Genomic DNA, 26249 nt, shown 5'->3' with positions numbered 1-26249 from the left:
ATTCTCATTCACACAGGTTGCAGCCGGAAACCGGGTTGTCAGTCTTCATCAGATGAAAAGTCGCTCAGCGGCGTATTTTCATCATCATTAAGCAGGATTTGCACCCGCTGTTCCGCCGCCATCAGGGTTTTCTGGCTGGTGCGGGTCAGTGCGATACCGCGCTCAAATTCACCGAGTGCCTCTTCAAGCGGCAGATTACCGGCTTCCAGGCGGGTGACAATCCCCTCAAGCGCATCAAGTGAGGCTTCAAAGGTCAGAGCGTCTGTTTTTGCAGCAGATGTTTTCTTTGTCATAGTCTGTTTTTCGCTGATGTTACATTTATGTCGCAAATAAATTCCAGTTTACACTTTCCGGTGAAAATTGTGGCCCTCATTTACGATTTTTACGGGGCAGATCGGGATATAGTGATATACTGCCGCCTTTCAAATTCATCAACGGAGATTGCCGTTTATCTGATACCGGCCGCTCTGTCCCTTGCAAATCAATATGATAGCCATTAAACCGTTATGAAGTTTATCATTAAATTATTTCCTGAAATTACCATCAAAAGCCAGAGTGTACGCCTGCGCTTTATTAAAATTCTGAACAGTAATATCCGCAATGTGCTGAAAGATATTGCAGACGATGTGGCTGTTGTCCGTCACTGGGATTTTATTGAAGTCCGCGTGAAGAAAGAAGAGCTGGGCGAAGGGGTTGCTGACCGCCTGACCCGCATTCCGGGCATCCACCATATTTTACAGGTGGAAGATCGCGCATTTACAGACCTGCACAATATTTATGAACAGGCTTTTGAGATGTATGGCGCGTCACTGGAAAACAAAACATTTTGTGTTCGTGTGAAGCGCCGGGGCAAACATCCGTTTACCTCCAGTGAGGTTGAGCGTTATGTCGGCGGTGGTCTGAACCAGCATATTGCATCAGCAAAAGTGAAACTGACCCATCCGGATGTCACTGTGAATCTGGAAGTGGAAGACGATAAGCTGATCCTGGTGGTTCGTCGTCTGGAAGGTATCGGCGGTTTCCCTATCGGGACACAGGAAGAGGTATTGTCGCTGATTTCCGGCGGGTACGATTCCGGGGTTTCCAGCTACATGCTGATGCGCCGTGGCTGTCGTGTGCATTACTGCTTCTTTAATTTAGGCGGTGCCGCACATGAAACGGGCGTGAAACAGGTGGCTTATTACCTGTGGAACCGTTTCGGCAGCTCGCATAAAGTCCGTTTTGTGGCGGTGAATTTCGAGCCGGTCGTGGCAGAGATTCTGGAAAACGTAGATGACGGTCAGATGGGCGTGGTACTCAAACGCATGATGGTGCGCGCGGCATCTGCTGTGGCACAGCGCTACGGCGTGCAGGCGATTGTTACCGGTGAGGCACTGGGGCAGGTATCCAGCCAGACCTTAACCAATCTGCGCATGATTGATAACGCGACAGACACCCTGGTGCTGCGTCCGCTTATCTCTCATGATAAAGAAACCATTATTAATGTTGCCCGCGAAATCGGTACGGAAGATTTTGCCCGCGTCATGCCGGAATTCTGTGGCGTTATCTCGAAAAACCCGACAGTCAAAGCCATTAAAGAAAAAAATCGAAGCGGAAGAAGAAAAATTCAACTTTGCGATCCTTAATGATGTTGTCGCTGCCGCGCAAAATATTGATATCCGGGAAATTACAAAAAATCCGCCGCAGCAGGTAACAGAAGTTGAGATGGTTTCAGTGCTGTCTGCCGCTGACGTGGTTCTGGATATCCGCTCGCCGGAGGAACAAGAGTCACATCCGCTGGTAATTGAGGGCGTGGATGTCAGATTACTGCCATTCTATAAACTCAGCTCACAGTTTGGTGATTTACCAAAAGAGACAGATTACCTGTTGTACTGTGACCGGGGTGTGATGAGCCGCCTGCAGGCACTTTATTTGCTGGAGCAGGGTTTCACGAATGTGAAAGTATATCGTCCCTGAACCGTGAATAAATGAAATATCTGACCCTGTGCGTGAAAACACGGGGTTTTTTATACCCTTATTCATTCAAACTGCAGGTGTGTTGGCCGCACTCAGCTAACCGGGTCACATACTTGTGTATGCTCCCCGGCTATCTTCCCTTGCCGCCTGCCTGCATCTTGAATGACGTTGGGTATAACTATGTAAATAATCATTTTCAGAATAAAATGATACTCGTTTATGCATAAGCATATTATGTTCTTTCGACATGCGATATTTTTTTACTGACCAGGGATCCGGGATGAAAAACGCTATACAGCAGACGTCGTTCAGCCGTTATATTTATCTTTTTATTATTATCATGGCCATTTTACAGGGCGTTGTTCTGTATGCGGCGACGGATTATACGCTGCGAAATTATATCGGGTTGCCTGCTCCTGTTGTTTATCTGCCGATGTTACTGGCAATATTTGTGCCGTCAGTGAGCAGCTATCTGGTCACGAGCCTGAAATCAGCACTGTTTTATCTCTTTCTTGCATGTGCTGTTCTGCTTATTGTCTGGATTAACTTCTGGTACGGCGGAGAGGCAAAATTAGCAAGTGAGTCTAATTCATTCACTGCAATAGTGATGCTGACCCTGCTGTTTTTCTTTCTGCTGCCGTGGCTGCAATTACGCCTGAGTACCGGGGTTCGCAATCCTGACTATCTCAGCTTAATTAACAGTTATATCCGGAACGCGGTATTAGGTGTCCTTGCCTGTGTGATTGGTGGGATCGTTGCCGGGATCATTAAACTGGCCGGTTTTTTGTTTGGCATTGTGAATCTCACCTATCTCAGTGAAATATTTGATAATGCACTGATTTACTGGGTTGGTTTTTGTCTGGGTTTTAATATCAGCCTGGTCTTTATGCGCTCAGCCTTTGATTTTCAGGCAGGAAAAATCGCCGGTTATGTTGCCCGGGTTCTGTTACCGGTACTGAATATTATTGCTGTGATATTTATTGCAGGGCTTATATTCTCTGCCGGTACAGGGGCACGGATAGGCGGGCTGGATTCATTTACCATGCTTTGGTTCCTGATCCTGAATATTATTCTGCTGAATCTGGTGTATGGTGCAGGCCCGGAGCCATTCCGTTTCCGGAGCTGGCTGAATCATTTTGTGTTGTTCAGTATCGTGTTACTGAATATTTTCTCTGTACTGTCGCTGTACGGGATCCTTACGCGCGTCAATCAATACAGCTGGAGCATGAGCCGGTTGTATGCATTTACCCTTGCGCTGTTTTTAACCGCGATTATCCTCGCATACAGCATTGCTGTACTCAGCCGCCGCAGTAACTGGGCTGGATTATTAGGCACTATCAATAAAGCAGGGATATTAGTTTTGATTGCCGGAATACTGGTGATCAGCAGCCCGCTGGCTGATTTTAACCGTATTTCAGTGAACAGCCTGATGACGGCAATCGGTGACGGAAAAATCAAGATAAATTCTGATCTGAAATACCGGCTTGAATCCCTGGGTCGTCGTGGTGAAGCAGCGCTTGCCACACTGGAGGCTTCCCCGAAATACAGTACGGAACTGGAGCGTTCGCCTTATGAGCAAAGCGAAACCGTTACCCTGAAAGAAGTTCTGCTTATTGCCAAAAACAGCCCGGCACTGCCGGACAGCTGGTGGACGGGTAAGCCTGATTTCCCGGACAGTTGGTACTGTAAGCAGGAAAAAACAGAATCTGAGTGCCTCGGATTTATGGCAGATGTGAATAAAGACGGGGAAAATGATGTGGTTGTCTGTTATTACGAGCCGCGGATATCTTCGTTTTCCTGCTATGTCTGGCAGAGGATAACCGTGGTGACGGAAGAAGGGACAGAAACGGATGAGTGGCAGCGGGTGGATTCGCAGGAGAGTAAATTTATGTCTTCAGAAGTGCGGAAAAATAACTGGGATGCACTCAAAGAAGGGCGTTTTTCACTGAAACCGAAAGAGTGGCAGCAGATAGAGACATACTGATTTTATTTCAGACAGTAAAACGCCCGGCAGGATAAATGCCGGGCGTTTGTTATTTTAATCAGTGATCACCCGATATCGGTTAAGTAGGATCCTGATAGTTCCAAATCCCCGGAGGCAGAACCAGTTCGCCGGCAACACGCGCCGCTGTTTCCTGTCCGCACAGGCGCTCAATCAGGCGCAACGCGAAATCAATCGCGGTCGCAGGTCCCTGGCTGGTCAGCAGATTTACCCGCTCATCAAAATAAACGCGTTGGTTAATCCACTGATTTGCAGGAATTTTATCCTGTAATGCAGGGTAGCCGGTCATATTGCCGAGGGGAAACAGTTGGTGAGTCACCAGGATAACGGAGGGTGCCGCACAGATGGCCGCCACAATTTTCTCTTCACACTGCATCCGGCGGATTTTTTCAATCACCAGCGGGCTGTCCCGCAGGTTTTCCGCCCCTTTTAATCCGCCCGGCAGCACAATGGCATCAAATGGCTCATCGGCAACACGCACCAGCGGCAGGTCTGCCTGTAAGCGAATCCCCCGTGAGCCGGTGATAAGGCAACCGCCATCATTATTGGCACTGGCCAGTGTTACCTGAATTCCAGCCCGGATGAGTAAATCAGCCGTGGTGACGGTTTCAATTTCTTCGCAGCCGTCAGCGAGACAAATGAGAACTGAAGGGGGCATTGTGTTCCTCTTTCTGTTTTACGAGGCTGTAAACGTGAATGTTTTCCGGCAGTAAGATTCCGTGATAACGGGCGCGCTGCAACAGATAGCCGGTAATATAATCAATTTCAGTATAGCGGCCATAGAGAATATCCTGGCGCATTGATGAACTGCTGTCTGCTGTTTTTTCAATTACATGCAGGATATATTCATAGATATCAGTACTGTCGGTATGAATACCTTCCCGCTGCATCACAAGGGCGACTTCATCACACAGTTCGCGGATCTGTGGCAGATGCGCCATCAGCCCGCCATTTTTGCAGTCATAGATGACTGTCAGCGGGGAAATAACACAATTCACCGCCAGTTTTTGCCAACTGGCAGCATCAATTTCGTTATGCCAGGCAACGTCAGGCAAGGCATCATGCAGAATATCAGCCAGATAACCGTAGTTACGGGCGCGATCATTGACCGGACCAATGTGGGTCATGCCACGGCGGGTGTGATGAAGTAAGCCATTTTCTTCAAATGCACCATGAGAGGTGACACCGGTCAGCAGTGGATTGGTTACCCGGGATAATTCACGGGCAACGCCCATGCCGTTATGAAGTAACAGCACAGGGCAGGATTCGGGGATTTGCGGCAATAACTGGTTGACAGCCTCTGAAGCCTGCCAGGCTTTCAGACAAACCAGCAGTAATTCGGTTTCAGCCAGGAATTCCGGGTCATTCGTGGTAAATTGACCGTAGAAAGGTTCTCCGTTAAGAGAATCAATATTTACATTCAGATAGGGTTGGGGAATGCGCAGCCATCCCTGCACCTCATGATTGCCGGACAGTGCAGCAAGCCAGAGTTTCCCGATTGCGCCACAACCCAGTACTGTTATTTTCATAAGGACTCCGGACAGTGAAAAAGATGTGAGCAACATCACTGAATAGTACCACTTTTATATCGGTGCTGCCTTAGTAAATACAGCGGTAAATATAGTGCTTTTGTTGGTTTGATAAACCCGGTATTATGCCGGTCAGTTGAATATAGGGAGATCATACAATGCCATCATTTGATATTGTTTCTGAAGTTGAATTACATGAAGTGCGTAACGCCGTGGAAAATGCGCAGCGTGAAGTGACCAGTCGCTTTGATTTTCGTAATGTGAGCGCCACAATTGAACTCAATGAAAAAAAATAACAGTGTTAAAGTGACCAGTGAGTCCGATTTCCAGGTTAACCAATTGATTGATATTGTTCGCGAAAAACTGGCAAAGCGCGGAATTGAAGGCGCATCCCTGACAGTTCCGGATGAATTGGAACACAGCGGAAAAATGTACAGTGTGGAAGCCACATTGCTGCAGGGTATTGATACAGTGCTGGCGAAAAAAATCGTCAAACTGATTAAAGACAGTAAGCTGAAAGTTCAGACGCAGATTCAGGGCGAAGAAGTCCGTGTTACGGGGAAAGCCCGTGATGATTTGCAGGCTGTTATGGCGCTGGTGCGTGGAGGAAAATTGGGGCAGCCGTTCCAGTTTAAAAATTTCCGCGATTAAGCATTGCCCGGCAACCCGTTTTACAGGTTGCCGGTTTTTGATTATCCCTGTAGCACGGCTTCCAGTTGGCTGCGGTTCGATAATTTTGTGTCAGTCTTGATATACGCTGCCCGTTCCTCTTCAATAATCACCACATCACTGACCCCGGGTTGCCCGCGCAATATATCTGCGATTAATTGATAATTAGTATCATTTTTGGGTAAGTCCAGCCGAATGCTGCTGACATACGGCGGTTGACGCAGTGTAATACTGACTGCCAGCCAGATAAGTGTCAGAACAAGCCCGCCGCCGAACACAGCGAAAGCACCGTTTATGTTATACAGCAACCCGCCGAGGCTGCCGCCGAGCGCAACGCCGAGAAACTGACTGGTGGAGTAGATCCCCATTGCCGTACCTTTATATCCGGCGGGGGCTTCTTTACTGATAAGGGAGGGTAAAATAGCTTCCATCACATTGAATGCAATAAAGAAAATTTGCAGCCCGAGATAAAGTAACCAAAGGTTTTTCCCGGCCAGCAAAAAGGTGACTTCTGCCAGCATCATCATCACGACACAACAGATAAACACCTGCTTCATTTTCCGGTATTTTTCTGCGTAAATAATGAACGGCAGGACGGAAACAAAGGCAATCAGCATGGTATAGAGATAGGCTTTCCAGTGTAATGCACGATCAAGTCCCGCATCGCTCATGACCAGCGGAAGAGCAACAAAGGTTGCCATCAGCAGAGTATGGAGTGCCAGGATCCCGAAATTCAGCCGTGTGAGTTGTTTATCAAGCAAGACCTGCTTTATTGCACCTTTAACAATAGCGGTTTCGCGGTTTTTCCGGTGCTCCGGATTATCCGGCACAACATACAGCGTGACGATAATGCCGAGAAACGCGAGCAGGGCAACGCCCTGAAATAATCCGCTCAGACCGACGATATCCGCGAGGATCGGTCCCAGAACCAGCGCAACAGCAAAGGTGATACCGATACTTATCCCGATAAAAGCCATCGCTTTTGTGCGGTTTTGCTCGCGGGTAACATCAGAAAGAAGAGCCATTACAGCCGCAGAAATAGCCCCCGCGCCTTGCAGGGCACGACCGGCAATGATGCCGTAAATAGAATCACTGAATGCGGCGACAAGGCTGCCGGCAATAAAAATAATCAGCCCGGCGATTATCAGCGGCTTGCGTCCGATCCTGTCTGAGAGCAGACCGAAAGGGATTTGAAAGATAGCCTGAGTCAGACCATAAACACCAATAGCAAAGCCTGTCAGGGTGCTGGTGGCATCTTTAAGATCAAGACCGAAAGTGGTGATAACGGGGAGTACCATGAACATGCCGAGCATGCGCAAAGAAAATACCGAGCCTAACCCCCAGGTCGCACGACGCTCGGACGGGGTCATTTTATTATCGTTCATGGAGTAACCTCAAAAAGACAGACACCACATTCTAATGAGATTTGCGGTTTTTGCTAAACACAAAATGGCAGGGGAACCCTGCCATTTTGTTATTACAGAGAACGGGTATTAGCGGACGTAAGCCAGCAGAGTCTCATTAGCGACACCCGGGTCCACTGACATCATGACACTGAGTGACGTAATGGCGACGATGGAGAATACAAACAGCTTACGCGCCCACAGGCGATCGTTAGTTGTTTTATAGCCCGACAGCGCCATTCCCAGCCACCACACACTGACTGCCGCCGCGACAATCAGGTATTTATATCCCGCGTAACCACTGATGGCGAGCATCAGAGTGGCAAACATAAAGGCGATGATGTACAGGATAATGTGGTTTTTCGCCACAGAGATACCTTTAATCACCGGCAATACAGGGATATTGGCCGCCTGGTAATCTTTGAAACGGAAGATGGCAATTGCATACGAATGCGGCATCTGCCATAAACTGAAGATTAACAACAGGATAAGCGCACCGGTATCAAACTGCCCCGTCACTGCACAGTAACCGATGACCGGCGGAGCGGCACCGGATAAGCTACCGACCAGCGTACCGTAAACGGATTTGCGTTTCATATAGAGGCTGTAAACCCCGACATAAATAACAAACCCGACAACCGCAATCAGCATAGCAACCGCATTGGCAGCGACCAAAAGCAGCACCATACCGGCAATACCCAGTACAGAGGCATATACCAGACTGACTTTAGGGTCAATCAACCCCCTGACCAGAGGGCGGTTTTTAGTGCGCTCCATGACCGAATCAATATCGCGGTCAATATAATTGTTAAATACACAACCGGAGGCCACGACCAGTGAAACACCGAGCAATGTTGCCATGAACAGAGGGTAATCAATATCGCCTTTGGAGGCGAGCAGGAATCCCCCTATCACGGAAATCAGGTTTCCGAAAATAATTCCCGGCTTGGTGACCTGCAGGTATTGCTTAATCATATAGGCAACCTTTAATCAACCATCATATTGATGTTCAGGTTGTACATAATCCACAGCGAACCAATTACCACGATACCGATAATGAGGAGAGTGAACAGGAACGCAATCAGGTTCCAGCGCTCTTCAGAGGCGGTATTCATGTGTAAGAAGCACACCAGGTGAACCAAAATCTGTACAACGGCGCTAATGACGACGGTCGCCAGAATCACGGATGGTGATGCTGTGCCCTCGATAACCATGTAAAACGGCACTACTGTCAGAATGACGGACAGAATAAAGCCAATCAGATAAGTTTTCACACTACCGTGGCTTGCACCGGTATTTGCTGTATTTGAATGACCCATTACAGTGCCCCCAACAGATAAACAACGGTGAACACACAAATCCAGACAACGTCCAGGAAGTGCCAGAACAGGCTCAGGCAGCTCAGGCGCGTCTTGTTCACTTCCGTGAGTCCGCGGCGGCTGTTCTGGATAATCATGATAATTATCCAGATAAGACCGGCGGTAACGTGAATACCGTGTGTTGCGACCAGGGTGAAGAAGCCGGACAGGAAGCCGCTGCGATCAGGACCATAACCTTCACTGATTAATTCATGGAATTCATAGATTTCCATTGCCACGAAACCGAGGCCGAGCAGGAAAGTAACGAATAACCACAGATTAACCTGACTGACCTTGTTACGGTTCATCGCCAGCATGGCAAAACCATAGGTAATACTGCTGAATAACAGCAGGAAGGTTTCAACCAGAACGAACGGCAGATTAAAGATATCTTTGCCGGCCGGGCCGCCCGCAGTACCGTCTTTCAGTACCACGTAGATGGCGAAAAGACTCGCAAACAGAATAAGGTCACTCATCAGGTAGATCCAGAATCCGAAGACTTTGGTCGCGCCTGCATCGTGATGCCCATGATCATCATGGGCGTTATTATGTTGAGTCAGGGTATTAGTTGACATTATCCGCACCTGCCTTGCTCAGTTGTTCGTAGTGGGCGTTCTCGATTTTTTTCGACTTCCGCCACAGGAACATAGTAATCCACATCTTCATCGAAGCTTTTTACAATCCAGGTCACGATCATACCGGCGAAACCGACAATCGCGAGCCACCAGATATGCCAGATCATGGCGAAACCAAAGATCAGGCTGAAACCGGCGATAATCACACCTGCTGCCGTATTTTTCGGCATATGGACATCTTCATATTTTGCAGGGCGTTTGTAAGCGGTACCTTTTTCTTTCATGTCCCACCATTCATCGCGGGACTGAACATCCGGAACTTGCGCAAAGTTATAGAACGGCGGTGGTGATGATGTCGCCCACTCCAGTGTACGTCCGCCCCAAGGGTCACCGGTCAGGTCACGGTTCAGGTCACGATCACGGATACTGACGTAGAACTGAATAACCTGGCACAGAATACCGACACCGATAATCGCCACACCAACGGCTGCAATAACCAGCATGGTATGGAATACCGGGTCAATGTTCTGGCTGATGCGACGGGTCATTCCCATAAAGCCCAGCACGTAGACCGGCATAAAGGCAACGAAGAAACCGATGAACCAGCACCAGAATGCGCGGACACCCCATTTTTCGTTCAGCGTGAAACCGAAGGCTTTAGGGAACCAGTAAGCCGTACCGGCAAAGCATCCGAAGACCACACCGCCGATAATCACGTTATGGAAGTGTGCAATCAGGAACAGGCTGTTATGAAGTACAAAGTTTGCACCCGGCACTGCCAGCAGAACCCCGGTCATACCACCGACAGAGAAGGTGATAATGAAGCCGATAGTCCAGAGCATAGGTGTTTTCAGTTCAATGCGGCCCTGATACATGGTGAACAGCCAGTTAAATATCTTCACGCCTGTCGGAATGGAGATAATCATCGTGGCAATACCAAAGAAGGCATTGACGTTTGCACCGGAACCCATGGTAAAGAAGTGATGCAGCCAGACGATAAAAGAAAGCACGGTAATCGCGATGGTTGCCCACACCAGTGAGGTGTAGCCGAACAGACGTTTTTTCGAGAATGTCGCAGTGACTTCAGAGAAGACCCCGAATACCGGCAGAACCAGGATATACACTTCCGGGTGACCCCATGCCCACACCAGATTGATGTACATCATCATGTTGCCGCCCATATCGTTGGTAAAGAAATGGGTGCCCATGTAACGGTCAAGCGTCAGGCCGGTTAAGGTAACAGTCAGAATCGGGAATGCAGCGATAATCAGGATGTTGGTACAGAATGCCGCCCAGGTAAAGACCGGCATTTTCATCATCGACATACCCGGTGCGCGCATACGCAGCACGGTGGCAAAGAAGTTAACCCCGGTCAGCAATGTACCTATACCGGAAATCTGAAGACTCCACAGCCAGTAATCCACCCCGACACCCGGGTTATATTCAAGCCCGGATAATGGCGGATAAGCCAGCCAGCCGGTCTGTGCGAACTCACCGACACCCAGTGAAATATTCACTAACAGGACGCCGACGACAAAGAACCAGAAACTCAGGGAGTTCAGGAACGGGAAGGCAACATCACGCGCACCAATCTGCAGTGGCACAACCAGGTTCATCAGACCAACAACAAATGGCGTAGCCACAAAGAAGATCATGATAACGCCGTGAGCGGTAAATATTTGATCGTAATGCTCAGGCGGAAGGAACCCAGCTTCACCGGCGGAAGAAAGTGCCTGCTGGGCGCGCATCATAATGGCGTCCGCGAAACCACGGATTAACATCACCAGTGACACGATGATGTACATAATACCAATTCTTTTATGGTCAACAGTCGTTAACCATCCGGTCCATAACCACGTCCATTTACGGAAGTAGGTGATTAAACCGAGGACTGCAAGACCACCTAATACGATACCGAGTAACGTCACAACGACAATCGGTTCATGCAGGGGAACTGCATCCAGTGTTAATTTTCCGAACATGCTTTACCCCTTATTCCCGGTATGAGTTGCCGCAGGCATATGACCGCCATGCTCATCTGCACTCATATCCATCATTGAATGGCTTTCGCCTTCCTGCATTTTCGCGCTGCCATGACCGGCATGACCAAATTTGTTAATGGTGTCCACAAACAGGTTTGGCTTGACGGTTGAGAAGTAGGCGACCGGGTTATTAACGCTCGGTTTTGCTAATGCATTGAACGCGTCAGTGGTGTTCAGGGTATCCGGTGAAGCTTTCACTTTGGCAACCCATTCATCAAAGGCTTCGCGTGTCGGGGTGGCGGTTGCGGTAAATTTCATGTCAGAGAAACCATGACCGCTGTAACTCGCGGAAATCCCCTTATACACACCCGGTTCATCAGCAATAAGATGCAGTTTGGTTTGCATGCCGGCCATTGCGTAAATCTGGCCGCCTAACTGCGGAATGAAAAATGAATTCATTACAGAGTCAGAGGTGATTTTGAAATTGACAGGAACACCGACCGGGAATGCAATCTCATTCACAGTGGCAATACCTTGATCCGGATAGATAAATAACCATTTCCAATCCATAGAAATAACCTGAATAGTGACAGGTTTCTGATCACTGACCAGGGGTTTGTAAGGATCCAGTTCGTGGGTGGTTTTCCACGTAATTGTTCCCAGAATCAGAATGATAATGATTGGAACGGTCCAGACGACAAGTTCAATTTTGTTTGAATGTGCCCAGTTAGGACGGTAAGTTGCTTTTTTTGCTTCCCGGTAGCGCATGGCAAAAACAATTGTCATGATAATGACCGGAATGACCACAATAAGCATCAGACCAATTGCAGTTAAGATCAGCGTTTTCTGCTGCGCTCCGATAGTGCCTTTTGGATCCATCAACACCATGTCGCACCCGCCTGATAAAAGCGTGGCTGCGAGCAGCATGACTATCCCGATACTCTTTTTGTAGTTCATAAGCTCATCCAACGACCCCAAAAATAAAGGTGCTCAGTACTATTGTCGTTTCATCAGTCCGCACATATTACGGCAAGGTAGGATTAGTGTAAATATATGTAATAGAATTACATCAGTTGTTGGCTCTTTATGTTAAAAGGATCACAAGTAGGTAATTCTTTGTGTAAAAGTAAAATAAAAAACTTACTTTTAACAAACACGGGACAAGTTGATGTTTAAGCTTAGATTAGGGAGTGCAATACCGAAAGGAGATGACACTAATTATTACACTTTATATGACAGATTAGTGAAAATTTTCTATTCAGAAACAAGTTTTTAGTAAGAATACGGGGGCTTTTTTCCCCCGTGGTCTGAAAATATGATCTAGAAGTTATATTTAATACTATAAACTATTGCCTGCTGATAGAAATCTTCACCTAATTTATTATCAGCATAGCGGTACTGGATACCGGTCGTGACAGACGGAACCGGTGTCCACCACAAGGCGAGCGCCCCATTGATACCATTTCGTCCGCCATTGCCGTAACGTTCGTTGCGGTTAAATTCCATTTCATGCCAGTTGGTGACACTGAATTTTTCATTCCACAGATTGAAGTCATATCCGGCAACCCAGCCAAGTACATAGCCGTTGTTACCACTGTAAAACGTTTGATCAACATAGTGGAGTGCCGCGAATGGCTTGAGCCATAAACCGTGGAAATCGGTGTTGTACCCGATCCCGTAGAGTGTATTTACTTCATGGAAATTGCCGCCGTTACCCGGCAGGGAATAGGTGCCGTAAACATGTCCGTAGGCGTTAAAACCGCTGTCACCCAGATAGAAGCGACCCGTGGTTTTGAACGTGTAGCGTTGATTATCACCGGCATCAGAATCTGTTTTACTGTTAAACGGGTTTTCCAGATCGAAGAAGCCGTAAAGTTCGCCCCAGGAGTAACCGGCACCGCCTTCAAGTTCCAGGTAAGCAAAGTCGTCTTTATGCGAACTGTTTCCGCTCTTATGCGTCGTGTGCGAAGTCCAGTCCAGGTAGTTCATACTGACGTTTGCAAATCCCCATTGATACTCAGCCTGCGCAGAAAACGCGGCGGTTGCAGCGATGATGGCCGCAATAGTCGTTTTTTTTCATAATTTGTCAGCTATTTATTTTGTAGTTAAAGAGTTAAGAAGTCAGAAATAACAACGGAGAATATAGGGTGAAGAGGTGAAAAGGAGAACCCAGGATGTGATGCATTTGTGGTTTTGAATGTAATTTCAGGAAATAAATTATATTAAATGTGATTAATATCTAAAAAATGACAATAAAAAAGCCAGTCTAAACTGGCTTTATAAACTATTGATTGAATTTTTTCCGGTATTAGTAACAGCCTCAGGTCAGCTTATCCCGGCGAAGTGCGCAATAATCAAGCAGCCCGCCCAGGAATAAACCGGCAATCCCGATATTCAGTCCGTAAATAAATATGTCACCTTTCAGTGTGTCGGGAATGAATTCAGGGGTGAGACTGAAGACACCGGTAAGCAGCAGGATCAGGCTTGCTGTAAACAGGGTGGCGGTGATCCCGAGTAATGAGAGAGCCAGGCGGTAACCGGCACGGAAATGGCGTCGTGGCAGGAATTGTTCTGTTTCCTGGGTGTAGCGTAGCGTCTGCCTGCATAGTAACAGCAACAGCAATCCCGGAACGGCGGCAACGACGGTGAACATATAGAACCAGCTCCAGCCGTAGAACTCAACCATCCATCCGGCGAATGGTCCGGTATACACGCGCCCGACGGCTGAGAGCGCTGACAACAGGGCAAATTGTGTCGCTGAGAATGACCGGTTGCACAGTGTCATCAGCAGCGCCACAAAGGCGGCAGTTCCCATCCCGCCACAAATATTTTCGATGAATACAACGGCACCCATCATATAAATATTTTGTGGTGTAACGGTCAGTACCCAATAGCCGAGATTCGAAAATCCCTGAATGATCCCGAAAAACATCAGTGATTTAAACAGGCTCCAGCGCTGCATCAGATAACCGCCGTACAGCGCGCCGATAATTGTTGCTGCCAGACCCAGGGTTTTATTGATAAGCCCGACTTCATCAGGGCCGAACCCGGCACCGCGGATCAAAAATGGCGTACTGAGTGTTAATGCAAATGCATCCCCCATTTTATAGAGGACGATCAGCAGTAACAGCAGCCAGGTATTATTACGGCCAAAAAACTCAGCCAGCGGATCACGCACTGCTTCCCGCAGTGTCCGTGGTGGCGGAGCGCCTGTTTCCGGCTCTTTTGCCATCAGGGTGGCAAATACCCCGACAAGCATAATGGCCGCCATCAGCAGATACATATTCTGCCAGCCGGTGTAGCGGTGTGCTATCAGCAGCGCCAGCCCGCCGGAAACCAGCATCGCCAGCCGGTAACCTAATGTTGATATTGCAGCCCCGGTGCCGCGCTCTTTGGCGGAAAGCAGATCCGTTTTATAGGCATCGAAAATAATATCCTGCGATGCGGAACAGAACGCAACAACAGCGGCAGCAGCAGCCAGCCACCAGAGGTGCTCTGACGGCTTCATCATGCTCATCGCGATAATACTGATGATCAACATGATCTGTGTGGTCAGCATCCAGCCGCGGCGGCGTCCGAGAAACGGCAACTGGTAGCGATCCATAAAGGGCGCCCACAGAAATTTGAAGACATACGCCTGGCTGACCAGCGAGAAAAATCCGATCGTTTTAATATCGACATTTTCGATCGTTATCCAGGCCTGGAGTGTTCCGCCGGTCAGTGCCAGCGGCAACCCGGAAGCAAACCCGAGCAATAAAAGAATACGGGCATTCCGCTGACTGTAAGTCGCCCAAATACTCCGGAACATTATTATCCTTACGCATCACCGGCGGTGACACTCTTTGTTATTAAAAGAAAAGCGATATGTATCAAAAGAAAAACACTATAGGCAGAAAAACAACCGGGCAGCCCTGTACCTGAAAGTGCAGGGCTGTTCGGACAAATTAATAGCGGGCGTTTTGTTTGATGAACTGACTGATTTGTGTATCTTGTGCCATGTCGGCAACAATATCACTGAGCGCACGGTTAAAGGCATCGGTCACTTTTGCATTGCTGGCGCTGAACGGTCCCTGCACATTGTAGCTGGTGCGGAATGTTCTGCTTTTTGTACTGTTATTTTGCGCGGTGGCGAGTACGGTAACCTCAATGTTAGCGGTAATGTTATGGCGGACACTGCCTTCCTGAACATTCGCCTTAAAGGTATTTATCGCTATCTGAACGTTTGCTGTCGCCGGAGTACCAATCATAAATCCGCGTGCAACCATTTGTTTTTCCAGTGCTTCCTGCAACAGGAAACGCAGGTCGCGTGACGGGCGCAACTGTGCGAGCTGACCGTTGCGACTGAATTCAGCCAGTATCTGAGACGAGCGCTTATCGACACCGGTAATTGAGATGGTTGTTGCGCCGAGTGTCGGATCCGCCGGTGGTAATTTCATCACAGGCTCGATGGATAAGGTGTTCGACGGTGCCTGACAACCAGCTAATAATATCAGCGCGAACAGCGGAAAGAGGTATTTTTTCAACATAATATGAATCCGTTATAAGTTGTTGAAGTCAGTCACAGCACCGGATTGTCGTCGGGGGGGTGTGAGTGTTCAGGTTAACGCATGATGATAATCGGCTTTATCGCGGATTGGTATGGATTTTGATAAAAAACTCACTACACTGGGCATTCACCGCAAGTATATATTGACCTGAAGGATAGCTATGTCGGCATCATTTCCTGCTGTGATGCAGCAACGCATCACTGAAAAACTGAATTTGGCACTGACGCCTCATCATATAGATGTGATGAATGAAAGTGGTCAGCATAATGTCCCTGCCGGATCTGAAACTCACTTTAAAGTCGTGGTGGTCAGTGATGTCTTTGATGGCATGCGCCTGGTCGGGCGTCACCGCCACCTTTATACATTGTTGGCAGATGAGCTTTCAGGCGGGGTTCACGCCCTGGCGCTGCATACTTACACGCCGGATGAATGGAACCGTGCTCAGGGAAGTGTGGAGGCGTCGCCGCGCTGTCATGGTGGCGGTCAGTGAGCCGCTGATTGTACAAAAAACCGGCTCATCGCACAAATTTTGATATAAAAAGAATGAATTTCAGGCTCTTTTGCCTGCGCTCCTCGACGCGGAGTGTCTGCATCGCTATAATGTCGCGTCTGAAATTCCGTATGGTTTCGGGACGCTTCTGAATATAAGGGAACTCGGTTTTTAAATGCGACCACCCCGGTTCATTATCGTTTCACGCGGGCAAAGTGCCGTGCGTGGGATCTGGAGTTGACCGAGCAATAGACTTTTTTGAGGTAATAAGATGCAAGTTTCTGTTGAAACGACTGAAGGCCTTGGGCGTCGTGTATTAATCACCGTTCCTGCCGCCGAAATTGACAAAGCAGTAAATAAAGAATTAGCTGAAATCGCCAAGAAAGCACGTATTGACGGCTTCCGTAAAGGCAAAGTGCCACAGAACATCATCAAGCAGCGTTATGGCGCGATGGCTGTTCAGGATGCACTCGGCGAGATGATGTCACGTAACTTCGTCAGCGCTATCATCGAAAACAAAATCAACCCTGTCGGCGCACCGGACTACAAAGTAGACGAGCCGTATCAGGAAGGTCAGGACTTCAAATATACTGTTGAATTTGAAGTGTTCCCTGAAGTTGAGCTGAAAGGTCTGGAAACAATCGAAGTTGAAAAACCGGTTGTTACCGTCAAAGATGCTGACATCGATGGCATGGTTGAAACTCTGCGCAAGCAGCAGGCTGAATGGAAAGTGATTGAAGATGCAGCGAAAGCTGATGATCGCATCACTATCGATTTCGCAGGTACTGTTGACGGCGAAGCGTTTGACGGTGGTAAATCCTCTGATTTCGTTCTGGTCATGGGTCAGAACCGTATGATCCCGGGCTTTGAAGACGGTGTTGTCGGTCATAAAGCCGGTGAAGAATTCGAAATCGATGTGACTTTCCCTGAAGATTACCACGCTGAAAACCTGAAAGGGAAAGCAGCGAAGTTTGCTATCACACTGAAAAAAGTGGAAGAGCGCGAACTGCCGGAAATGACTGAAGAGTTTATTAAGCGCTTCGGTATCGGCGACGGTTCTCTGGATGGTCTGAAAGCAGAAATCCGTAAAAACATGGAGCGCGAGCTGAAAAATGCTGTGCGCAACCGTGTTAAAACTCAGGTTATCGACGGTCTGCTGAAAGCAAACGAAATCGATGTACCGAAAGCGGCTGTTGATACTGAAATCGAAGAACTGCGTAAGCAGGCAGCACAGCGTTTTGGTGGTTCAGAGCAACAAGCGATGGAACTGCCGCGTGAACTGTTCGAAGAACAGGCTAAACGCCGCGTGATGGTTGGCCTGCTGTTAGGCGAAGTCATCTCTCTAACGAACTGAAAGCCGAAGACGATCGCGTTAATATGCTGATTGAAGAAATGGCTTCTGCGTATGAAGATCCGTCAGAAGTTGTAGAATACTACAACAAAAACAATCAGATGATGGAAGGTATCCGCAATCTGGCACTGGAAGAGCAGGCAATTGAAACTGTTCTGGCGAAAGCGAAAGTGACAGATAAAGAAACCGGCTTTACTGAACTGATGAACCAGGTTCAGGCAGCAGGTTAATCCTCTCTCTGTAAACAGCACGTTGCTGTTTATCTGATCAAAACCGCAGACAATATGCATTGTCTGCGGTTTTTTCGTTATTTATGACAATATTCCTTGAAAAAAGCCGGGGTTATCCCCCATATTTGCCATATCAGGTAATTACCGGGCGGGATATGCCGATTATATGGCCGAATCACCGATAGCACATGGTCATCTTACCGGATCTCAAGTAAAATAGACCTATTCGGCAGGCACCAATAAAATTCAATCAGGAGATGGACATGTCATATCACGACAATCAGGATACTTTCGCACCCAACATGGCGCTGGTGCCAATGGTTATCGAGCAGACAGCACGCGGTGAACGCTCCTATGATATCTATTCACGCTTATTAAAAGACCGTATTATCTTTTTAACCGGTCAGGTTGAAGATCATATGGCAAACCTGGTCGTGGCACAATTACTCTTCCTGGAAGCTGAAAACCCGGAAAAAGACATCAGTCTTTACATTAATTCACCGGGTGGGGTTATCACCGCCGGGATGTCAATTTATGACACCATGCAGTTTATCAAACCACAGGTCAGCACAATTTGTGTGGGCCAGGCCTGCTCTATGGGCTCCTTCTTACTGACAGCGGGTGAGCCGGGCAAACGTTATTGCCTGCCTAACTCCCGTGTCATGATCCACCAGCCGCTGGGTGGCTATCAGGGACAAGCTACTGATATTGAAATTCATGCTCAGGAAATTCTGAAAGTGAAAGCGCGCATGAATGAATTATTAGCCCATCACACCGGTAAATCCGTTGAGGAAATTCAGCGTGATACCGAGCGTGATCGCTTCCTGTCCGCTAAAGAAGCACAGGAATACGGCTTGGTTGACCATATTTACACACGCCGATAACAGGTAACGCAGGCGTTGCCCGTATCCTGCCCACAGGCAGGGTACTGCGGTGTCGTGACATTTTTTGCGGCTCACCAATGATGAGCTGTACTGATTAAGTGAGGTTTACTGATGACAGACAAACGCAAAGACGGTTCAGGAAAGCTGCTGTACTGCTCTTTCTGCGGGAAAAGTCAGCATGAGGTTAAGAAACTGATTGCCGGCCCGTCAGTGTATATCTGTGACGAATGCGTTGATTTATGCAATGACATTATTCGTGAAGAAATTAAAGACCTGATCCCGGCACAGCGCGGTGATCGCAATGAATTGCCGACACCGCATGAAATTCGTCAGCACCTTGATGACTATGTTATCGGTCAGGAACTGGCGAAAAAAGTGCTGGCGGTTGCGGTATACAATCACTACAAACGTTTACGCAACGGCGATAAAACAGCCGAAGGCGTAGAGCTGGGTAAAAGTAATATTCTGCTTATCGGACCAACCGGCAGCGGTAAAACATTACTGGCAGAAACCCTGGCGCGTTACCTGGATGTTCCGTTTACCATGGCGGACGCCACCACACTGACCGAAGCCGGTTATGTGGGCGAAGATGTTGAAAATATCATTCAGAAGCTTTTACAGAAATGCGACTATGATGTAGAGAAAGCACAGCGCGGTATCGTGTATATTGATGAAATTGATAAGATTTCCCGTAAATCTGATAACCCGTCAATTACCCGTGATGTGTCCGGCGAAGGTGTTCAGCAGGCTCTGCTGAAACTGGTCGAAGGAACTATCGCGGCAGTACCACCGCAGGGCGGACGTAAGCATCCGCAGCAGGAGTTTTTACAGGTTGATACCTCGAAAATTCTGTTCATCTGTGGCGGGGCATTTGCCGGTCTTGATAAAGTAGTGGGACAGCGTCTGAACACCCGTTCAGGTATCGGTTTCGGTGCTGAAGTGCGTGGTGATAAAGATAAAGCAACTGAAGGCGAATTACTGGCACAAGTGGAGCCGGGCGATCTGATTAAATTTGGTCTGATCCCTGAATTCATTGGTCGTCTGCCGGTAGTGGCAACACTCGGTGAGCTGAATGAAGACGCATTGATCCAGATTTTACAGGAACCAAAAAACGCGTTAACGAAACAGTATCAGGCACTTTTTAATATTGAAGGTGTCGAACTGGAGTTCCGCCGCGAAGCCCTGACTGCCATCGCGGAAAAAGCGATGAAACGTAAAACAGGCGCCCGTGGTCTGCGTTCTATCGTTGAAGCGGCATTACTGAATACGATGTACGATTTGCCGTCAATGGAAAACGTTGAAAAAGTTGTTATCGATGAAAATGTGATCACGAATCAAACAGAACCTATGCTGATTTACCGTAAACCTGAAGCACAGGTTTCCGGCGAGTAACGAAAAGTTAGCGGATTTGTTATCAATATTATAAAAATGAGGGGATTTTCCCTCATTTCGCTTTTCTTACTAAATAAAGTATTGAATGTAAGAAATGCATCCCCATATATTGATCATTCTATGGAGTGGAACCTGTAAAAAACGTGTTTCACGACGTTCCTAACAAGGCGTAAGCTAAACGAAGAGAGTGCTCTATGAATCCTGAGCGTGCTGAACGCATTGAAATCCCGGTACTGCCTTTACGCGATGTGGTGGTTTATCCCCACATGGTTATTCCTTTATTTGTCGGGCGCGAAAAGTCCATCCACTGTCTGGAAACAGCCATGGATATGGATAAAAAAGTGCTGTTAGTCGCCCAGAAAGAAGCGTCAACGGACGAACCGGGCGTCAATGATTTATTCTCAGTCGGGACAGTCGCATCGGTATTACAGATGCTGAAACTGCCGGACGGCACTGTGAAAGTGCTGGTGGAAGGTCTGCAACGTGCGCATATCAAAACATTAAGCGACAACGGTGATTTCTTCTCAGCCCAGGCTGAACTGATGGAATCTCCGGTTGTGGACGAGCGTGAACAGGAAGTTCTGTTACGCACTGCGACCAATCAGTTTGAAGGCTACATCAAACTGAATAAAAAAAATTCCGCCGGAAGTCCTGACTTCTTTGCACAGTATCGAGGATGTCGCCAAACTGGCTGACACTATTGCCTCCCACATGACATTGAAATTACAGGATAAACAATCTGTATTGGAAATGCCGGATGTGGTTGAGCGCCTCGAATATCTGATGGCGATGATGGAATCGGAAATCGACCTGTTACAGGTGGAAAAACGTATCCGTAACCGCGTCAAAAAACAGATGGAAAAAAGCCAGCGCGAGTACTATCTCAACGAGCAGATGAAAGCTATCCAGAAAGAGCTGGGTGAGATGGACGACGCACCGGATGAAGCTGAAGCGCTGAAACGTAAGATTGAAGAAGCGCAGATGCCGAAAGAGGCAAAAGAAAAAGCCGAAGCCGAGCTGCAAAAACTGAAAATGATGTCCCCGATGTCTGCAGAAGCGACAGTTGTCCGCAGCTACATCGACTGGATGATTCAGGTTCCGTGGGTTAAGCGCAGCAAAGTTAAAAAAGATTTGCTGAAAGCTCAGGAAATTCTCGATTGCGACCATTATGGTCTGGATCGGGTTAAAGAGCGGATCCTTGAATACCTCGCGGTCCAAAGCCGTGTCAGTAAAATTAAAGGGCCTATCCTGTGCCTGGTCGGACCGCCGGGGGTGGGTAAAACCTCTCTGGGGCAATCTATTGCCCGCGCAACCGGACGTAAATATGTCCGTATGGCGCTGGGTGGCGTGCGTGATGAAGCGGAAATCCGTGGTCACCGCCGCACTTACATCGGCTCTATGCCGGGTAAATTAATCCAGAAAATGGCAAAAGTCGGCGTAAAAAACCCGCTGTTCCTGCTGGATGAGATCGATAAAATGTCTTCAGACATGCGCGGTGATCCTGCGTCCGCACTGCTTGAGGTGCTGGATCCTGAACAAAATATCGCGTTTAACGATCACTACCTGGAAGTGGATTACGACCTGTCTGATGTTATGTTTGTGGCAACATCAAACTCCATGAACATTCCTGCGCCGTTACTGGATCGTATGGAAGTTATCCGTTTGTCCGGTTATACGGAAGATGAAAAACTCAACATCGCGATTCGCCATCTTCTGCCTAAGCAGACAGAACGCAACGCGCTGAAGAAAACAGAACTGACTATCGATGACAGTGCGATCCTCGGGATCATCCGTTACTACACCCGTGAAGCGGGCGTGCGCGGACTGGAGCGTGAAATCTCCAAACTGTGCCGTAAAGCCGTGAAACAGTTGTTAATGGACAAAACCCTCAAGCACATCGAAATTAACCAGGAAAACCTGAAAGAGTACCTGGGTGTGCAGAAAGTGGACTACGGTCGTGCTGACACGGAAAACCGTGTGGGTCAGGTTACCGGTCTTGCGTGGACAGAAGTCGGCGGGGATCTGCTGACTATCGAAACCGCAGCGGTTCCGGGTAAAGGGAAGCTCTCCTATACCGGTTCACTGGGTGAAGTCATGCAGGAGTCTATCCAGGCGGCATTAACCGTTGTCCGCGCCCGCGCTGATAAATTAGGGATCAACAACGATTTCTATGAAAAACGCGATATTCACGTCCACGTTCCTGAAGGGGCAACCCCGAAAGACGGACCGAGTGCCGGTGTGGCGATGTGTACCGCGCTGGTCTCTGCGCTGACGGGTAACCCTGTACGTGCGGATGTGGCAATGACCGGGGAAATCACTCTGCGTGGTCTGGTGTTACCTATCGGCGGACTGAAAGAAAAATTGCTGGCAGCACATCGCGGCGGGATTAAAACGGTCCTTATTCCGGAAGAAAACCGCCGTGACCTGGAAGAAATTCCGGACAATGTGAAAGCTGATCTGGATATTCATCCGGTTAAAACAATAGATGAAGTTCTTTCACTTGCACTGCTGAATCCTGTTTCAGGTATGGAAGTTGTAAGTAAAAACGCGTAGCAAATAGTGACCTGCATCAAGAAATAAAGATAAATTAAGGGCTGACAGATACTTTCGGACTTGTCAGCCTTTTTTTTATCCCGCTAATTTAGCGAACATTCTTACGAAACTTGCGCAGTTTACAATCTTGCCAAGAAGAGTAAGGCTTGATATAACGGCTGTGGCTGTCAGGAACATACTTCGTTGATCCGGGCAGAAAATTCTGAAAGGGGATGATAATAGTGAATAAGTCACAATTGGTCGATAAAATTGCTGCGGATGCTGATATTTCAAAAGCTGCGGCCGGACGCGCGTTAGATGCAATTATTAGTTCTGTAACTGATACCCTTAAAGTGGGTGATGATGTTGCACTGGTTGGTTTCGGTACTTTCACTGTCCGTGAGCGCGCAGCGCGCACAGGCCGTAACCCGCAGACCGGTAAAGAGATCAAAATTGCTGCGGCAAAAGTACCTGCTTTCCGTGCAGGAAAAGGTCTGAAAGACGCAGTAAACAGCTGAGTACTGACTCAGGCTCCGGGACAATTTAGTCCTGAGGGCTTAAAAACAGTGCAAAGGTAAGCAGGAAGCGCATCAGAGTGATGCGCTTTTTTTTGTTTTAGGGCATAATTTACCCTGACCTGATTTTTATTTTACCAAAAGCGGAGTTTGGATTTCTTATGATGGAAAATCTACGCACAGCGGCGAATAACCCTGTGATAAAAATTATCTTCGCCATCATTATCCTGTCATTTATTCTGACAGGTGTCGGTGGTTACCTCGTCAGCGGTTCTAATTATGCTGCCAAAGTGAATGATACTGAAATATCATCACAGCAATTAGAACGCGCCTTCCAGGAAGAGCGTAATCGCCAGCAGGCTCAGCTGGGTGACATGTTCTCGCAGTTAGTCAGTACTGAACAGGGCGTGAAACAAATTCGCACCCAGGCATTGAATCAGTTAATTGATACTATTTTGCTTGAACAGTATGCGATGAAATTAGGTATCACTGTCAGTGATAACCAAATTATTAATGCTATCCGTGAAGAACCCGGATTCGCGGTTGACGGACAGTTCAGCCAGCAGGCGTATGATACGTTCCTTGCCCGTAACAGTATAACCGGCGAAAGCTATGCGAATTATCTGCGCAAACAGATGATCCAGGGGCAACTGGTACAGCCTTTTGTCCGTGACTCTTTTGTGCTCGACAACGAAGTCACTAATGCCGCCGCTATTTTACTGCAGGCGCGTACTATCCGTCAGGCAACGCTGACGCTCTCTGCTGCTCAGGCAAAACAGAGCACCACTGACGAAGAGTTACAGGCTTACTACGCGAAAAACAAAAATAATTTTATCGCCCCTCAGGCGATAAAAATCAGCTTTGTTGAGTTGGATGCCGCAAATATCCAGGATAATACCGGGGTAAGTGAGCAGCAGATTCAGGATTATTACGATAAAAACACAGCACGCTTTACGGCGCCCGGCAAAGGTGAATACAGTCAGATTACTGTTGCAACGCAAGATGATGCCAACGCCATTCTGGATGCACTGAAAAGTGGCGCTGATTTCAGTACGCTGGCTAAAGAAAAATCAACCGATAAACTGACTGCACGTAACGGCGGTGTTATCGGCTGGATGGAAGATGCTGCATTAGTGCCTGAAATTAAATCGGCTAACCTGAAAAGTGCGGGACAGGTTTCAGAGATTGTGAAGCTGGATAATGGCTATGCTATTTTCCGTCTGGATGTGTATGAGCCGGAAACACTCAAACCACTGGCTGCGGTGAAAGATGAAGTCACTGCTCTGGTAAAAGGTGAAGCAGCAAGTAAAGCCTTCTTTGATTTACAGCAAAAAGCCAGTGAAGCGGCAGCAAATGATAATGAATCTCTGGTCGGTGTTGAGCAGGCCACAGGTGTTAAAGCTGTGCAGACAGATTGGTTCGCGCTGAGCAAACTGCCTGATGCGGTTAATTATCCGGAACTGCTGAAAGCCTTATCTGATAACCTGCTGTTTGATGAAAAAGGCTCATCCGGCGCTAACTCTGACATCATTACCGTATCCGGTGACCGTGCCTTTGTTATCCGTGTTGATGCGTATCGCCCGGAAGCTGTTGAACCGTTTGAGAAGGTCAGAGGGGAGATTGAAGCCCTGGTTAAACGCAGCAAGGCAGAAGCCGCTCTGAATGCGCAGGCAGATACATTAATTGCCGCACTGAAAGAAGGCAAAGGTGATGCTGCACTAGCCGCCGCCGGTGTGAAATTTGGTGAAGCGCAAACTATCCAGCGCCTTAACCCGACAGATCCTGTGATTAACGCAGCGTTTACTCAGGCTCATCCTGTTGACGGTAAACCGACATACAGCCGCACAATTGATGCACAGGGTAATATTGTGCTGGTACAGCTGGATAAAGTCATTGCCGGTAATGCAACAGATAAGGAAAAAACGGAACTGCGCGAGGTATTACGTCAGCAAATGGCATCAACGGAGCTTGAATCATTACTGATCAACCTGCGTTTGAATGCTGATATTGATGTGAAAAGTATGGACTAGCATTTCAGAGCGTATACCGTAAATTATAAAGCCAGTTAACCCGCGGGGTTACTGGCTTTTTTGTTATCAGAGGATTGCATAACGCTTATGCTGGCGGCTCTGGCTGTCCGGTAATCTAAGAATATTCTGGTATGGGTAATTAAGGTCTGCTATAGAATACATTGTCATATAAACCAAGCTAAATTTCCTGTAATGTTAAATTACGTTTCCCTGTCAGAAATATATAAAAATATTATTTTATAGTTATTGCTCTATTTTTAATTAGAAAAAGAAAGGAATCAATATTAGTGAATAATAAAATAAACTTAATGATTATTATTTCCTCGGTGATGATGCTAAGCAGTTGTACATCGGGTGAAGTGGCTTCCTTCTTAGAAACCACGAATAAGGTGCTTTCCGGTGGCAAAAGCAATGAAATAGATATGGGATTTAAACCCTCAAAGCCAGATCCTAAAAAAGAGGCAGAATACGAAGAAAACAGAAAGAAATTTAAAGAAAAAAGAGAACGCTGGGTTGGTAAATCTGCTGATGATCTTGTCAGTAGTTGGGGCGCACCGGATAAGACATACCAAAGAACAGACGGAGGTAAGCAATATACATGGGAATGGAGACAAAAAGACACGCCCGGCCTGTATGCTATGTCCATTGAATGTAATACCGAGTTTATTTCCAATAACAAAGGTATTATTAAATCATGGGATTACTCAGGATGCTTTCCTCATCTCAAGCCGTATTATTACTAGTTCTTGTATTAAGTAATCTATCATCAGATTTATCGTTAACTGTTAAAAAATGACATTATAA

Annotated in this window: 18 protein-coding genes and 5 pseudogenes; 11 read left to right on the top strand and 12 right to left on the bottom strand. The window is 47.6% G+C overall.

From position 1 onward, the window contains the following. Positions 1-38: 38 nt before the first annotated feature. A complete protein-coding gene (xseB, locus tag AYY16_RS18015; protein WP_067369999.1) occupies positions 39-293 on the bottom strand; it encodes an exodeoxyribonuclease VII small subunit in 255 nt (84 codons plus the stop codon). 213 nt (positions 294-506) lie between these two features. Between xseB and thiI the strand changes: the two are divergent. Continuing rightward, a pseudogene (gene thiI, locus AYY16_RS18010) lies at positions 507-1956 on the top strand (tRNA uracil 4-sulfurtransferase ThiI). A gap of 280 nt (positions 1957-2236) precedes the next feature. Further along, complete coding sequence (locus AYY16_RS18005) at positions 2237-3940, top strand: DUF7057 domain-containing protein (protein WP_067369855.1); 1704 nt, start codon at positions 2237-2239, stop codon at positions 3938-3940. A 79-nt stretch (positions 3941-4019) separates the two neighbouring features. On the opposite strand, the gene yajL is transcribed toward AYY16_RS18005, so the two are convergent. After that, positions 4020-4616: a protein deglycase YajL gene (yajL, locus tag AYY16_RS18000; protein WP_067369852.1), complete on the bottom strand. Its 597-nt coding sequence runs from the start codon at positions 4614-4616 to the stop codon at positions 4020-4022. Further along, positions 4585-5487 (bottom strand): 2-dehydropantoate 2-reductase, encoded by a 903-nt coding sequence (gene panE / locus AYY16_RS17995; RefSeq protein ID WP_067369849.1) that lies wholly within the window; start codon positions 5485-5487, stop codon positions 4585-4587. The genes yajL and panE overlap by 32 nt, the downstream gene beginning before the upstream one ends. Positions 5488-5645: 158 nt before the next feature. Between panE and AYY16_RS17990 the strand changes: the two are divergent. Further along, positions 5646-6138 (top strand): annotated as a pseudogene (locus tag AYY16_RS17990) (YajQ family cyclic di-GMP-binding protein). Positions 6139-6179: 41 nt separating this feature from the next. Here AYY16_RS17990 and AYY16_RS17985 read toward each other — a convergent pair. The 9 genes and pseudogenes from AYY16_RS17985 to AYY16_RS17945 form a co-directional block, all read right to left on the bottom strand. Then, positions 6180-7541 (bottom strand): MFS transporter, encoded by a 1362-nt coding sequence (locus tag AYY16_RS17985; protein ID WP_067369845.1) that lies wholly within the window; start codon positions 7539-7541, stop codon positions 6180-6182. 108 nt (positions 7542-7649) lie between these two features. Continuing rightward, positions 7650-8534 (bottom strand): heme o synthase, encoded by an 885-nt coding sequence (gene cyoE, locus AYY16_RS17980; protein ID WP_067369843.1) that lies wholly within the window; start codon positions 8532-8534, stop codon positions 7650-7652. 11 nt (positions 8535-8545) lie between these two features. Further along, the gene (locus AYY16_RS17975; protein WP_067369840.1) at positions 8546-8878 is read right to left on the bottom strand and encodes a cytochrome o ubiquinol oxidase subunit IV; all 333 of its coding nucleotides are present in this window, start codon (positions 8876-8878) and stop codon (positions 8546-8548) included. Then, positions 8878-9492 (bottom strand): cytochrome o ubiquinol oxidase subunit III, encoded by a 615-nt coding sequence (locus AYY16_RS17970; protein ID WP_067369837.1) that lies wholly within the window; start codon positions 9490-9492, stop codon positions 8878-8880. The genes AYY16_RS17975 and AYY16_RS17970 overlap by 1 nt, the downstream gene beginning before the upstream one ends. Beyond that, positions 9482-11474 (bottom strand): annotated as a pseudogene (cyoB, locus tag AYY16_RS17965) (cytochrome o ubiquinol oxidase subunit I). Before cyoB ends, AYY16_RS17970 begins: the two are co-directional and overlap by 11 nt. A gap of 3 nt (positions 11475-11477) precedes the next feature. Further along, entirely contained in the window at positions 11478-12431 is a 954-nt protein-coding gene (cyoA, locus tag AYY16_RS17960) for a cytochrome o ubiquinol oxidase subunit II (RefSeq protein WP_067369835.1), read from the bottom strand. 363 nt (positions 12432-12794) lie between these two features. Further along, positions 12795-13538 (bottom strand): nucleoside-specific channel-forming Tsx family protein, encoded by a 744-nt coding sequence (locus AYY16_RS17955; protein ID WP_067369833.1) that lies wholly within the window; start codon positions 13536-13538, stop codon positions 12795-12797. Positions 13539-13794: 256 nt separating this feature from the next. Beyond that, complete coding sequence (ampG, locus tag AYY16_RS17950) at positions 13795-15282, bottom strand: muropeptide MFS transporter AmpG (protein ID WP_067369830.1); 1488 nt, start codon at positions 15280-15282, stop codon at positions 13795-13797. Between the two features lie 136 nt (positions 15283-15418). Next, positions 15419-16000 carry a YajG family lipoprotein gene (locus AYY16_RS17945; RefSeq protein ID WP_067369827.1) on the bottom strand — a complete coding sequence of 194 codons (582 nt, stop codon included), beginning with the start codon at positions 15998-16000 and terminating at the stop codon, positions 15419-15421. Between the two features lie 181 nt (positions 16001-16181). On the opposite strand from AYY16_RS17945, the gene bolA reads away from it, so the two are divergent. The 8 genes and pseudogenes from bolA (at position 16182) to AYY16_RS17905 (ending at position 26188) form a co-directional block, all read left to right on the top strand. Further along, a complete protein-coding gene (gene bolA, locus AYY16_RS17940; RefSeq protein ID WP_067369824.1) occupies positions 16182-16511 on the top strand; it encodes a transcriptional regulator BolA in 330 nt (109 codons plus the stop codon). Between the two features lie 271 nt (positions 16512-16782). Beyond that, a pseudogene (tig, locus tag AYY16_RS17935) lies at positions 16783-18092 on the top strand (trigger factor). A 263-nt stretch (positions 18093-18355) separates the two neighbouring features. Next, on the top strand, positions 18356-18976 hold the full coding sequence (gene clpP / locus AYY16_RS17930) for an ATP-dependent Clp endopeptidase proteolytic subunit ClpP (protein WP_067369821.1): 621 nt from the start codon (positions 18356-18358) through the stop codon (positions 18974-18976). A gap of 111 nt (positions 18977-19087) precedes the next feature. Next, positions 19088-20368 carry an ATP-dependent protease ATP-binding subunit ClpX gene (gene clpX, locus AYY16_RS17925; protein WP_067369818.1) on the top strand — a complete coding sequence of 427 codons (1281 nt, stop codon included), beginning with the start codon at positions 19088-19090 and terminating at the stop codon, positions 20366-20368. Between the two features lie 194 nt (positions 20369-20562). Next, positions 20563-22921, top strand: a pseudogene (lon, locus tag AYY16_RS17920) (endopeptidase La). A 221-nt stretch (positions 22922-23142) separates the two neighbouring features. After that, entirely contained in the window at positions 23143-23418 is a 276-nt protein-coding gene (gene hupB / locus AYY16_RS17915) for a nucleoid-associated protein HU-beta (protein ID WP_067369814.1), read from the top strand. Between the two features lie 158 nt (positions 23419-23576). Continuing rightward, entirely contained in the window at positions 23577-25445 is a 1869-nt protein-coding gene (gene ppiD / locus AYY16_RS17910) for a peptidylprolyl isomerase (RefSeq protein WP_067369811.1), read from the top strand. A 287-nt stretch (positions 25446-25732) separates the two neighbouring features. Next, complete coding sequence (locus AYY16_RS17905) at positions 25733-26188, top strand: hypothetical protein (protein WP_150385083.1); 456 nt, start codon at positions 25733-25735, stop codon at positions 26186-26188. Positions 26189-26249: the final 61 nt, after the last annotated feature.

The organism is Morganella psychrotolerans (assembly GCF_001676155.1).
Taxonomy (GTDB): Bacteria; Pseudomonadota; Gammaproteobacteria; order Enterobacterales; family Enterobacteriaceae; genus Morganella; species Morganella psychrotolerans.
Note: the sequence above shows the minus strand (reverse complement) of the source record. Positions and strands in the feature narration are given on the sequence as shown.